Genomic DNA, 12671 nt, shown 5'->3' with positions numbered 1-12671 from the left:
CGATCGTGACGCGACGATCATGGATCGTCACGCCAAGGGTTACACCGACGAAGAAATCGACGCCATGGCGTCGTACTTCGCCCGATTCTGAACAGGGGGTCCATCATGCAACAGTTCAATCGACGCCGCTTCTTGCAGGCGTTCGGCATTACGAGTCTGGCTTCCGTCACAGGGGTCAGTGGCGCGATCGCCGGTGGTTATTCCAATGGCGCACGTATCGTCGTGGTCGGCGGCGGTTCGGGTGGGGCTACGGCCGCCAAGTACCTGAAGACGTTTTCTCCGGGGCTGGACGTGACACTGATCGAGCCCAACTCGACCTACCACACCTGTTACGGCAGCAACTGGGTGATCGGCGGCTTCGAGGACATGGATAACATTGCCCAGACCTACGACGCCATGCGTGATCGGCACGGTGTGAAGGTCGTCGCGGACTCGGTGACGGCTGTGGATGCGGACAAGCGTCGTGTGCATCTGGCCGGGGGCGACGAGGTCAAGTACGACAAGCTGGTGATGTCGCCGGGTATCGACTTTCGCTATGACGCGGTCGAAGGGATTTCCGAAGACGACGCCGAGGCGATCCCCCACGCCTGGAAGGCCGGGGAGCAGACCCGCATCTTGCGTTCGCAACTGACCGACATGCCGGATGGCGGCGTGTTCGTGATGGTCGCCCCACCAAACCCGTTCCGCTGCCCGCCCGGGCCGTATGAGCGTATCTCGCTGATCGCGCATTACTTCAAGCAGGAAAAGCCCAAATCCAAGATCATCGTGCTCGACGCCAAGGACAACTTCTCCAAGCAGGGCCTGTTCGAGGAAGGCTGGGCAGAGCACTACGGCGACATGATCGAGTGGCGCGGCGCTTCCGACGGCGGTCGGGTCGAAGAGATCGATGTCGGTGAGAAGATGGCCCGCACCGAAGAGGGCTTCGAACGGGTGAAGGCGGATGTGATGAACTTCATCCCGCATCAGCGTGCGGCCAAGATCGTTCACGATGTCGGCCTGACCAACGACGAGGGCTGGGTCCCGGTCGATCAAAGGACCTTCAAGTCGGAGATGGACGACAACATCTATGTCATGGGGGATTCGAGTGTGGCGGGTGCCATGCCGAAATCCGGCCACTCGGCCAACACCCAGGGCAAGATCGTTGCCGCGGCGATCGTGCGCGAGTTGATGGATCAGGAGCCGCTGGATCCCTCGTCGGTCAACACCTGCTACAGCCTGGTGACACCGGATCACGGGATCAGTGTTGCCGCTGTGTATCAGTACAAGGACGGCGCACAGGCCGGTGTGGAAGGGGCAGGGGGTGTGAGTCCTTCCGGCGAAAGCGCGGATTTCAGGAAGCGCGAAGCCGAAAACACTCGGGCTTGGTACGCTGGCATCACGAAGGATATCTGGGGCTGATTTCAGTTCCTTAATGCAACAAAATAAGTAAGTTGGTGTGGCTGGCCAGGGCAAGGGGCTCTGGCCAGTGTTTTGTAGTGAGAGGCCGGGGTACACAGATCAATGTACATACTCGCGTCGGCGCCCCAGGTTTTTCGAGACAAGGCGCGCCATGTAGCAGGTGGTGGTTACTTCTACTCGTTTAGAAATGTCTTAGCGGGAGACCACACAGACCGGGGGATATGGGCGGCTAACCTTGCAATGGGGTCTGATTCCAAACCTTTGAAAGACTCCTGTAGTGCGGCTGTCACCACATGCTTGAACGGCAGGTCTCAAGCCGGGCCAACTCCGGCGGACTAGACTTCGTTTTTCGTGTTGCGTGCGTGACCGCACGGCAAGGGTGGTCAGGGACTGTCAGGTCCATCAAACCTTTCGTGAACGTTGACGGACCGACGTTGGGTAACCGGACCATAGTCGGTTTCACAGCTGGCGGTGTCGCTCCCAGTGTTGGACTATGTGTTATCACCCGCCGAAAATCCGGCGAAGCAAGCGCGCTACCCAGCCCCCTGTAGTAGGTTCGGAGGAAGGCGACGCCTGACGCTGCGGCTTTGAGGCCCCTCCTGCGTCGTTGGCCGCGGCTTTTGCCTGCTTCGTCCCTTGTTCGGACCCAGTTGTTGAAGCGACGTGAGGTTGTCCGCTGGCCACCGGTGATGACGGTGCCTCAGTGTGCTTTGCCGAGGCTATTGCCGCAGACATGCGCAGGTGAGTGGCGAGTGGGTGCTCCGCAAATGTGACGTCATTGAGCTGGGCAAAATGCCGCTTGAGCGTAGAGTCTTCCGGAGGAACCACCTTTGTCTCCGTGGAGCTCCTACTGCGGGGTGATGGGCTAGTGGCATGGGTCGGCGCGGCGGGCTGCCGGGCAAGATGGATCGCGAGCGGATGAGTGTTATCACCGGGATTCGAGTCGGTGTGCGAGGCCGAAGAGGTCCCGTGCTCGACATCATGCTCCCAAACTGAGCGCATTTGCTCGTGGTGCCGGATCAGGGTGGATTCCTGCGGAGGCTCCGAGGCCCAGTCAGGTTGATTAGCCGCGTCGAAGTGCCGGCGCAGAATGGAATCGGTGGGTCTTTGTGTATCGGGCATGACTCACTCGTTGGTTTGGTGTTGTCGGAAAATGCCCGATCGACTGCAGATCAGGCAAGCCACGTGAAACTCTAAGAGGGGGTGGTATGGGTGTGCTCTGCGTACGCTCCACCCGAACGGGATCATGAGAAAAGGTCGAAAAAGCCGGCTGGCCAATGTCCTTTTGAGCCAAGCCGGCCGACAAGTCGCTACCCTCGTCATCGTAGCTGCCACTGCGTAACCCACGAGACGGTCAGAACTGCCAGGTCAATCCGAATCCCACGTGCCAGGAATACACCTCAGCGTTGGTGTGGCCACCTCCGGACAGGGTGCCCGTCCCGTAATCCCGGTCTTCCTTGAATTGCCAACCGGCCGACAGGTCGAGATTTAGGCCTGGAGTGAGAAAGTCTTCCACACCAAGGCCCGCCGTCAAACGGTGCTTGTAGATGACCTGCGCCTGGGCGGCCTGTAGATACTCAATTCCGTTAACCGGGATTGCGAGATTACCCAGTCCCGAGACGGTGGAGCGAGTAGGATCTTCCGCATATCCGTAACCCAAGCGGTACTTGATGTTATTTCGAGTCAGCTGTGCGCCGACGGAAAATGCCCACTGGTCATCATAAACATCACCCCAAAAGCGAGTGCTGCTCCAGTCCTTGTACAAGACATCTGCCATGAGGAGAAGATCGCCATCCATCAGCGAATTATTGCTGATGCCAACACCGACGTTGGCGGGCTGCTCGATGGTCACGTTTTGAAATTCGCCAGTTCCATCCACGACGAGATTGCTGAATCTGTGACGTTGCTTGGTTTGATAGAAACCACCCACCGTGGTATCGCCGAAATCGTACGTGGCCCCAAGGGTCGCACGAAATCCAATGTCATTGGTATTACCTGCGGAACCAAAAGCAAAGTCTTCGCCCGGTGGGACTGTATTCTGGAGGCCCAAATCCAATTGGGCGTAGCTGACGGTTGCGGCCGCACCCAGATTAAAGTTTTCTGTTACGCGATAGCCCAAGCCCGCATTTACGCCGAGCACAAGGAATTGCGCGCTGGTTCCGCCACTGGCGGGCTCGCCCTTGAAATCCGCCCCGATGCCAGAGGTCGCGGTAAGGCCGAGACCGGCCGTAACAGGGAGTCCACGGTCCTCAAAATCGTGGGTAACCGCAATCTGTGGTATTGGGTAGATACCCTGGTCGGACCGGGCGCTGAAGGCCTCTCCAGTCACGCTTCCGTCGTGGCGCAGTCGTGCCTCGGGTTGATAGAAGCTTACGCCAAGTGTGAACTCGGTTCCGGGAAACTTAGCAAGGGTCGCGGGGTTGCCGAACAATGCGGACACGTTGTCTTGCGGGGTCGCGATACTGGTTCCCGCCAGGCCGGCACTGGCCGGTGCCAAGGTGTTGTGAAGGTCATATCCATGGGGCCCCGCATGTGCTGAGTTGGCGCCAAGGGCCAAGCCGGCGGCGAGCAGAGCCAGTGAATATTTTTTTTGCATTTTGATTCCTCCCTTTTTGATCGCCTTGTGTAGCTGTAGTAGTTTTCATGTTGCCACTGGATCCAAGAGCTATCCTGACGGGCCCGAATGGTTTTCAACGCTCGTAACCATAGCGACAAAACAGAGGCGCCCATTGGATTGGTGAGACGCTCAGCACCGTCATGCGTCATGAACGTCGAACTGACGATACATCTTGTGTGGGAAGTAACTCAGGCCCGTTTAGGATGTTAGCCTATGAAATACTGTGGTGTTACAGGTGCCGATACGCGTTTTGTACGTAAGATCACCTGTATTCATGGCGGTAACGTGGGTAGTAATGGTTTAACGGACTATCGGGTTTTTTCTAGCTAGGTGATCATGAACGTGCAGACTGCCGGAATATCTGCGAAAGCCTTGGAATGTGGATCGCGTGGGTTATGAGAGGCCGTCGAGCTCAATTTTCGGGTCGAAGTGACTGCTTGATGCTGGGCGCAAGGGGAACTTCTGTAGAGCGGTTTCTCTAAAGGGTCGGCTTGTCGGGCACGTGACCGGATAGGGACGAGTGGATTCCGGTGGGCGAAGGGAGAGGGGTGGGGCGGTTAGTTAATGATAATAGGACCGGTGCGATGCTCTGGGGACTAGGTCCAGACAAGTACCTCGCCTTTACCGGAACACGCTAGGTCTCCGATAAAGCGTCGGGTAGAAAGTTTCCGCTGGGTCCAGGTCGCGGGCAAGACCTGAAGGCGTTCCAATTCGTTGCATAAGACGGCGAGAAATCCCAGGGGCTGTATTCCGTTGTCAGTGAAAGTAACGGGCAAGGATTTCGGCATGTGGTCCAACAGCAACGTTCCGCGGCGCATCTCCCGGCCAGGGTGGTCACCGGTTTCGCCGAGGACGATCAGGGTTCCGGCAATCATGCCGGCCCCCAGCTCGGAGCCCGCGTTGCCCTCCACCAAGATGATGCCCCGACGTTGCCTTTCGCCCGCTCGCGGGGCGCAGTTGCCGCGTACGTGAACGAAACCCCCTGACATGCCCTGTACCAACCCAGGCGCTGGCGCGCCCAGGCCGGCTCCGCAGTCGCCTGTGATCTCGATGCGACCTCCATGCAGGGCGCTTGCCGTAAAATCACCGGCGTGGCCCAGGATGTTGATCCGCCCACCGGTCATCTGGGCCCCGGTGTGGTGCCCGACATCGCCTTCCACGATAAGCTCGCCCTGGCTCATTCCGGCGCCTACGCGATCCAGATTGTTGGCACTGGTTTTGATGACGATCTTGTCCCCGTGACCTCGCGTAACGTCAAAGACGTCCCCAAGCTGTATTGGATCTCGGCCGCATCGTAACGTCAGGCGTTGGGCCGCATCGACGGAGCTCCGCTCATGAAAGAGTTCATGCATTGGACTCATGTCCAGTCGCTGGGGAGTGGCGACGCGTTGTTCAAGAACCAGCGCGCTCATGCGAGAATCTCACGCAGGTGAAAGTGGAATTGGCCAAGTTTGCCTCCGTAGTTTCCTGCTGAGATCCGATGGATCCCTCCATCCTTCCCCCCTGCGCATGCCGCGTCGATTCCGACGCGCATTGCGTTGGCGACGTCGCCCGGAGTGAGCCCGTTGACGACGATCTCGAGTACGGCGGAGTCGTCGGCATTCAGCGCAGAATTTCCGCTGGCCCGCAGGGTCGGGCAGAAGGCGTCGTTGGTAGAGGCCATCAGGTTTGGATACTTGCTGCCCACTTTGGAACCCGAACGGACGATTCCCCCAGGGAAAGGAAGTACGACGTTGCGGAGCTCGCGCATAGCTTTCACGGCTGCTTCGCAGGCCTCCAGCGCGGCATCGACCGAGCGGCCGATCACAAGAAAATTACCGCCACCGACAGCGGAGGTTTTTGATGTGCTTTCCTCGGCGAGAAACTCGCCGTCCATCACAGGTATCCGCCAGAATCGTCGAGAACCAAACAACTTGCTGATTTGATGCCCATCGCCGAAATAGCGCAGGTTCTGGCCCAATGGAATGGGTTCATCGCCCGCGACTCCGGCAAATACTGCGGTAGTGGGACAGGTCAGTACACACTGCCCTACACGGCGCTCGAGGTGCTTGGCAAGGTCTTTGCCGGACATCCCGAATATCAGCACTGATATCCCGGGCCGGCCATCGGGTGTCTCTGACGGGGGCGTGACGGACTCGATTCCAGCCTCAACGCCGCAGCCGATTACCGAGGTCGCAAAGCCGGTCATGGTTTCGGCAGCCTGGTGTGCCCAACGCAGGCTGATTGCCGTAATCAAGATCCGGGTGGCCTTCATACCAAAGGCCTCCGCGAAGGTGTCTTCAATGAGTATGCCGTTGTGTTCCACGTGGCTTCGGGGATTCTTCTGCTGGCTAGATTGATCGTGTTTGTTTCCAGACATGCAGAAGTCGTGCCGTTTGTCTTCATGTTGTCTGCACACGTGGTTTTTCGACTGGGTGCGGTCGCGTGTGTGCCTCGGAAGCAGGGCCACAGTGACACATTGTGACAACGACGTCGCAGTGGGGCAGGTGTGAGAACGGGAGGGCACCAGAGATCCTCGATGGGCGATGCCGGTGATGGACACAGACCCATAGCCGGCGGGGAACGTTTACCCGTCCCTCTACCGTTATCACCGGTCGGGTCGACGGCTTTGTAGGGTGTTGATTTGCGAGTTCCCTCTGGAGAACCGCGGCGTCTGCGGTGACACAAAGTGGGCCGGAGTAACGCTGTGGCTATCGTCTCGCCAGGACGGCCTCAAGCAAGTGTCGTAGTGAAGCCCGGTCGAGCGGGCACGGAAGTTGCACACAGCCCGTTGCGGTGCCCGGTGAAACCCAGTGCTGCAGATCTCTTTGCCGGACGGCCAGGGGAGTCGAATCAAGAACCCTACAGATCTTTTGCGAGTTGTATTTCGATGAAAAGCACAAGCCAGCCTGAAACCGATGCTTCGTACGCTCTACTGGATCTCAATGAACGCGCTGGAGTCCTCGTAGACGCACTGGTAGATGACGCCGTGATGCTCCGTCTGGGGGTTTCGCGCGATAAGGCGCATGTGCGAATCGTCGATGCCGGGATCGAAGTTCAAGGTGGTCTGGAAGCAGGTCGGCGAATTGCCGAGATCTGCATGGGTGGGCTGGGCAAAGTGAGTATGTCGGGTACCGGAGGCACCTCCGGCTGGCCCCTGTATGTGCACGTGCATAGCGTCTCACCGGTGATTGCCTGTCTGGGTAGCCAGTACGCTGGCTGGGGTCTCTCCCATGGCTCGGGCAAGGGAGCTTTTTCCGCACTGGGTTCGGGACCCGGGCGGGTGCTGGCCCGCAAGGAAGCTCTGTTTGCGGAACTTGGCATCATGGATCGTGCCAGTAGGGCGTGTCTGGTCATGGAAGTGGATCGACCACCGCCATCCGAGCTGACCGCAAAAATCGCTGCGGACTGCGGAGTCCAGCCGGAACATCTCACCTTGATCCTGACGCCGACGAGAAGCCTTGCCGGGACCGTTCAGATCGTCGCGCGGGTGCTCGAAGTAGCCTTGCACAAGGCTCATACCCTCGGCTTTCCTGTAGCACACATCATTGATGGATTTGGGTGTGCCCCGATACCCGCGCCAGCGCCAGATTTTCTGACCGCCATGGGGCGTACCAACGACGCGATTCTGTTCGCGGGCCAAGTTCACCTTTTTGTTGATGGTAAGGACGCCGACGCGGAATCACTTTGTGAGCGCCTGCCCAGTGCGGCTTCGCGAGATTTTGGGCGTCCCTTCGCAGAAGTGTTCAAGGACTACGACTACGACTTTTTCCAGATTGATCCGATGCTCTTCAGTCCCGCTGACGTGATTGTGAGCGTGCTGCAGTCTGGCAGGAGCTTCCGGATGGGCGCCGTGAACCTCGCCTTGCTGGGCCGTTCTCTGGGGATCAGCGTGTGATTCGTGGCGTGATCGCATTGATGACCGATGATCCGGGCTGGCACGGCGCACGCCTCGAGTCTGCATTCAGAGCGCGCGGATACGAGACACGGGTGGTTCCCCTTGGCCGTTGCACCCTGGATATGGACGGGATGCATCGCGGAATCGTACTTCCCGGATTCCCGGAGGGGCACCCCGACGGGGTGTTTGTGCGGGGAATCCCGGCGGGGACTCTCGAGGAAGTCATCCTCCGGCTGAATATTTTGCACGCGCTTCAGGCGGAGGGCGTCACGGTCTACAACGATGCACGAGTCATCGAGCGGTCCGTGGACAAGGCACTCACGAGCTTTCTTCTCGCCGGAGCAGGCCTGTCGGTACCACCAACTCGGGTTACCAGCAATCGGGAGGATGCGATTGCTTTTGTGGAGCAAGAGCTCGCGGCCGGTCACCCTGTCGTATGCAAACCCCTCTTCGGCGCTCAGGGCAAAGGGATCGTCCGGATTGGTACCCGGGATGAACTGCCAACCGCGGATCAGGTGCAGGGGGTCTGGTATCTCCAGCGGTTCATTCAATCGCAAACCGCCGGCAGCTCGGATTGGCGCATTTTCGTCATTGGGGAGCATACCGTCGCGGTTATCCGGCGCTCCAGCGACGGATGGCTTACCAACTCGGCACGGGGTGGGGAATGTCACGTCGGCGTGGTGGACCCCCTTGTTTCGGCGAAGGCCGAGGACGCGGCCGCCTGTCTGGGTATGAACTATGCGGGAGTGGACATGCTGTGCGATCTGCATGGCCGCTGGTGGGTGCTCGAAGTGAATGGCATTCCCGCCTGGCGAGGGCTGCAGGCGGCCACAGGAATTGATGTGGCGGAACTGCTTGCGGACGATTTCCTTCGTCATTGCAACGGGACTGGTCTCGGCGAGCTGGCCTCATGATCACGCCAGCTCAGGTTCAAGCAGCCTATATCAGGGCCTGCTATCTCGACGTGGAGGCTCTGAAGCCAGGGAACGTCTCCCATTGCGCACCCGGGCACCACATGGAGGCCGCGGCCTTCAAGGCCAGTGCACAAGTCAGCGCACCAGTGCTTGCGGGTCCGGGTATTCAACTCGGGCAGCGGATATACGGAGCTGTGGCAGCCACCAAGAGAACGGTGCGCTGTAATACCAATCTGGGAATCATCCTGCTGTGCGCTCCCCTTGCTCAGGCAGCGCTCAACCATGCAGGTGGTTCCTTTCGAACCACCGTTGCCGATGTACTGCGGCAAACCACCGTTGACGACACCGAGAAGGTCTATCAGGCCATCAGGCTTGCCGCCCCCGGTGGACTGGGTGCGAGCCCTGCTCATGATGTTGCGGCGGATCCTACGGTGGACCTGCACACGGCGATGACTCACGCCGCTTCCTGGGACCAGATCGCTAGTGAATACGCGAATGGCTTCGAGGGCCTCTGGGATCGAGTGCTTCCAACGCTGGATGCAGCCCTGGAGCGCTGGGGGGGCGACCTCCGATGGGCGACCACGGACCTTTATTTATATCTGCTGGCTGATCAGCCGGACACGCATGTGTGCCGGCGTAACGGAGTTCGAGCAGCTCAAGAGTTGCGTGATCAAGCGAGATCGATGCGCCAATTCTTTCTGAATTCAGACAATCGGGCATCCGTGCATCGCGAACTAGAGCGTATGGATGGTTGCTTGAAGAGCGCCGGTATCAACCCCGGGACGACTGCAGACTTTGTCGTTGCCGGGCATTGCTTGGCCCGGTTACGCGATAGCCGGGCTCTTTCTGTCGGGACACACCCCGGCGCAACCTCAGGTTCCATCGGCTTCCTGCAAGGAGTCGTGTGAACCTGGCTTTCAGCGGTCCGGATGGGCTGTGAGGAGACTATGAAGATGGCTGTAATCAATAAGACGATGATAGGTGAATATCTGACCGGCGATGGAAATGAAGTCGCTCACATCGACCTCATTATGGGTCCACGCGGTTCGGCAGCGGAAACTGCGTTCTGCAATGGCCTTGTCAACAACAAGGACGGGTTTACCAGCCTGTTGGCGGTTATTACACCGAACCTCGCCTGCAAGCCGCACACAATGATGTTCAATAAGGTCACTATCAAGGGAGCGACGCAGGCCGTTCAGATGTTTGGCCCGGCTCAGCGTGGGGTTGCGATGGCTGTGGCGGACAGCCTGGAAGACGGCACGATCCCGGAAAGTGAAGCCAACGACGTATTCATCTGCGTCGGGGTGTTTATTCACTGGGAAGCGGCCGATGACGCCAAGATCCAGGACAACAATTACACCGCCGTGAAGGAGGCCATCAAGCGTGCCATTGCTGGTGATCCCCAACCTGCCGAAACGCTGCAGGGCAAGTCGCAAGAGCATCCATTCGCGGCTCACGCGTGACCGGTAATTCTGGCTCCCGCCTTCGGGCGGGGGCTGGATCTTACAGATTATTCGTTTCCGAGAGAGCCCAGCTTGACGGTACCCCAGCGAGTCGGGGCCGGTGGGATTGCGATACCGAGGCGCTCGGAAAGCAGAGAGGTATGCATTGTTCGGAAAATTTCTAGGGCAGGGCTGGTTTCGGAGCCGTCGGCACGCTTGACGATCGTCCATGGTGTCTTGTGGTGCGTTCGCGCATCACTTCCCCGTGACCCAAACCGCCATGCAGTGATCGCCTTGTCACTTTGAGTGATCCGTGGTGCCGACACCGCAGTACCTCACGGGAGCTCGTAATTCGGTCCTTGGCAGCGACATTGATGGTCTGCCAGAAGAGGCAAGCATGCGGGTGTTCGTCTACGAATTTGTCACCGGAGGTGGTTTTGCCGGCCAACATCTGCCCCCCGGTCTGGTGCGGGAAGGCAACTTGATGCTGCAGGCGCTGGTAAGCGATCTGGTTGCCTGCCCGGGGGTCGAGGTTCTTGTATCCCGTGACACCCGTCTACCCGTATTGTCCCCCTCCGTGAAAACCTACTGGGTGTCCAGTTCCAGCGAACATATGGATGTTTGGGAATATTGCGTCCATCGTTCGGATGCTGTGTGGCCGATCGCGCCCGAGACCGGCGGTATTCTGGAAGAGGTATGCCGCTCCGTATCAGGAGCGAAGAGGATACTTCTGAACACCCGAGAGGACACGGTAGCCATTGCTGCGAGCAAGTCTGCAACGGCGACTCAGTTGCGCGCCCGAGGCATACCTGTAATTGATACATGGAAGCCGGGGCAGTTATCGAAGCCTTCGGGAGAGGCCTGGGTCCTGAAGCCGGATCGGGGAGAGGGGTGTAGAAATACCTGTTTCGTCAGATCATTGGAGCATCTGCCCTACGGCGACGACGATTGGGTGTTACAGCCCTATGTTTCTGGGCAGGCAGCCAGTCTGTCGCTACTTGTGCACGCCGGCATGGTATGGGTTTTGGGACGTAATCGTCAGCGCGTCGTCTTGGTGGACAATCGGTTTTCTCTCCTGGGTTGCGTGGTAAACGGCCTGAACGGGGCTGCCGATACGGTGGATGCGCTGGCGCAGGCGGTGGTGGCAGCCTTACCAGGGTTGAATGGTTTCGTAGGCGTGGATCTCATCATCACGACGGAAGGGCCCGTGGTACTCGAAGTAAACCCCAGGTTAACCCTGTCGTATGTGGGCCTGAGCAAATCGTTGTCATGCAATGTAGCAGCCCTGGTGCTGGATCAGCTGACACAGGCAGAACCGCCGCACTTTTCCATTGGGCAGACGGATCCAGTCGACGTGGAAGTGGGGACGCTTGATGCCGTCTGAGGTTCGATATGTGGGGTGGGACATTGGCGGCGCCCATCTGAAGGTGGCTATGCTGGATGCCAATGGGCGCCTGTGTGCGGCTCGGACCTTGTCTACACCCCTCTGGAAGGGGACTGACGCGTTGGTCGAGTCCTTTCACGAGGCCAGAACCACCTACGGGCTTCAGGGCGTTCGGCACGCCGTTACCATGACCGGTGAGCTTGCGGACATCTTCACGGATCGGGCCGAAGGGGTCCGGACGTTGCTCAATTTGTTCTCCGACTGTTTTCCGCAACATTCTGTGGGCGTTTATGGAGGCGCCCTCGGGTTTATGGAGCCTGGCTCGGCGATACAGGCATTTGAATCCGTTGCTTCGGCCAATTGGCATGCGACAGCTACTCTGGCCGCTCGTTGCTATCCCAGAGGCTTGCTGGTCGATGTGGGAAGCACGACGACGGACCTCGTCTGGATCCAGGACGGCCGGGTCTATGCTTGTGGCACGAATGATCATACGCGGCTCGCGCTTGGTGAACTTATATACAGCGGCGTTGTGCGAACCCCCGTTATGAAAATGGCTACAGCAGTCCCGTTTCGAGGGGTCTGGGTTGACCTGGTTGCGGAGCATTTCGCGACGGCTGCGGACGTGTATCGCCTTAGTGGTGACCTGCCGGAGGACTCGGATCTGGGCATGACGGCTGACGGACGTGACAAGACGCTGGCCAAGAGTGAAGCCAGACTGGCCCGTATGCTGGGAACCGATGCGTCCAATGGGTCAAGTGCCATGTGGAAAGCTATTGCGGATTATTTGGCCGAGTGCCAGGTTCATAGACTGACGTGTGCTTGCCAATTGCAGATCTCCCGTGGCATCAGTGCCGACACGCCCTTGCTGGGGGCGGGAATTGGGCGCTTTCTCGTCGAGCGCGTGGCTCGGCGTCTTGGGATGGACTATGACGTTTGTGATCCGCTGGACGATCTGAGGAAGGCGGATTTCAAGACTAGCCTGGCAGCCGATATGGGCCCGGCGGTTGCCGTCGCATATCTTATGCGCGAGGAGGCCTAG

General features: G+C 58.9%; 11 protein-coding genes. 8 read left to right on the top strand and 3 right to left on the bottom strand.

Annotation, left to right across the window (positions count from 1 at the left end; genetic code table 11):
* Both C936_RS14340 and C936_RS0111430 read left to right on the top strand, forming a co-directional pair.
* On the top strand, positions 1-91 hold a 91-nt coding region (locus C936_RS14340; RefSeq protein ID WP_038044201.1), incomplete at its 5' end, for a hypothetical protein.
* A 14-nt stretch (positions 92-105) separates the two neighbouring features.
* A complete protein-coding gene (locus tag C936_RS0111430) occupies positions 106-1398 on the top strand; it encodes an NAD(P)/FAD-dependent oxidoreductase (protein WP_018862909.1) in 1293 nt (430 codons plus the stop codon).
* Between the two features lie 1354 nt (positions 1399-2752).
* Here C936_RS0111430 and C936_RS0111425 read toward each other — a convergent pair.
* The 3 genes from C936_RS0111425 to fhcD form a co-directional block, all read right to left on the bottom strand.
* A complete protein-coding gene (locus C936_RS0111425; protein ID WP_018174247.1) occupies positions 2753-3994 on the bottom strand; it encodes an OmpP1/FadL family transporter in 1242 nt (413 codons plus the stop codon).
* A 617-nt stretch (positions 3995-4611) separates the two neighbouring features.
* Positions 4612-5427: a formylmethanofuran dehydrogenase subunit C gene (locus C936_RS0111420; RefSeq protein WP_018174248.1), complete on the bottom strand. Its 816-nt coding sequence runs from the start codon at positions 5425-5427 to the stop codon at positions 4612-4614.
* Complete coding sequence (gene fhcD / locus C936_RS0111415; protein WP_018174249.1) at positions 5424-6320, bottom strand: formylmethanofuran--tetrahydromethanopterin N-formyltransferase; 897 nt, start codon at positions 6318-6320, stop codon at positions 5424-5426. The genes C936_RS0111420 and fhcD overlap by 4 nt, the downstream gene beginning before the upstream one ends.
* 564 nt (positions 6321-6884) lie before the next feature.
* Here fhcD and mch point away from each other — a divergent pair.
* From mch to C936_RS0111385, 6 genes are all read left to right on the top strand, one after another.
* Positions 6885-7892: a methenyltetrahydromethanopterin cyclohydrolase gene (gene mch, locus C936_RS14765; protein ID WP_081616866.1), complete on the top strand. Its 1008-nt coding sequence runs from the start codon at positions 6885-6887 to the stop codon at positions 7890-7892.
* A 20-nt stretch (positions 7893-7912) separates the two neighbouring features.
* A complete protein-coding gene (locus tag C936_RS0111400; RefSeq protein WP_038038774.1) occupies positions 7913-8806 on the top strand; it encodes a RimK family alpha-L-glutamate ligase in 894 nt (297 codons plus the stop codon).
* The gene (locus C936_RS14760) at positions 8803-9714 is read left to right on the top strand and encodes a triphosphoribosyl-dephospho-CoA synthase (RefSeq protein ID WP_018995331.1); all 912 of its coding nucleotides are present in this window, start codon (positions 8803-8805) and stop codon (positions 9712-9714) included. The genes C936_RS0111400 and C936_RS14760 overlap by 4 nt, the downstream gene beginning before the upstream one ends.
* A 45-nt stretch (positions 9715-9759) precedes the next feature.
* Complete coding sequence (fae, locus tag C936_RS0111395) at positions 9760-10269, top strand: formaldehyde-activating enzyme (protein ID WP_026278841.1); 510 nt, start codon at positions 9760-9762, stop codon at positions 10267-10269.
* Positions 10270-10645: 376 nt separating this feature from the next.
* Complete coding sequence (locus C936_RS0111390; RefSeq protein WP_018174254.1) at positions 10646-11632, top strand: ATP-grasp domain-containing protein; 987 nt, start codon at positions 10646-10648, stop codon at positions 11630-11632.
* Positions 11622-12671, top strand: a complete 1050-nt coding sequence (locus tag C936_RS0111385) for a hydantoinase/oxoprolinase family protein (protein WP_018174255.1) — start codon at positions 11622-11624, stop codon at positions 12669-12671. Before C936_RS0111390 ends, C936_RS0111385 begins: the two co-directional genes overlap by 11 nt.

It is taken from the genome of Thioalkalivibrio sp. ALJ4 (genome assembly GCF_000377225.1).
In the GTDB taxonomy this organism is placed as follows: Bacteria; Pseudomonadota; Gammaproteobacteria; order Ectothiorhodospirales; family Ectothiorhodospiraceae; genus Thioalkalivibrio.
This window is presented reverse-complemented; position numbering and strand designations above follow the sequence as displayed.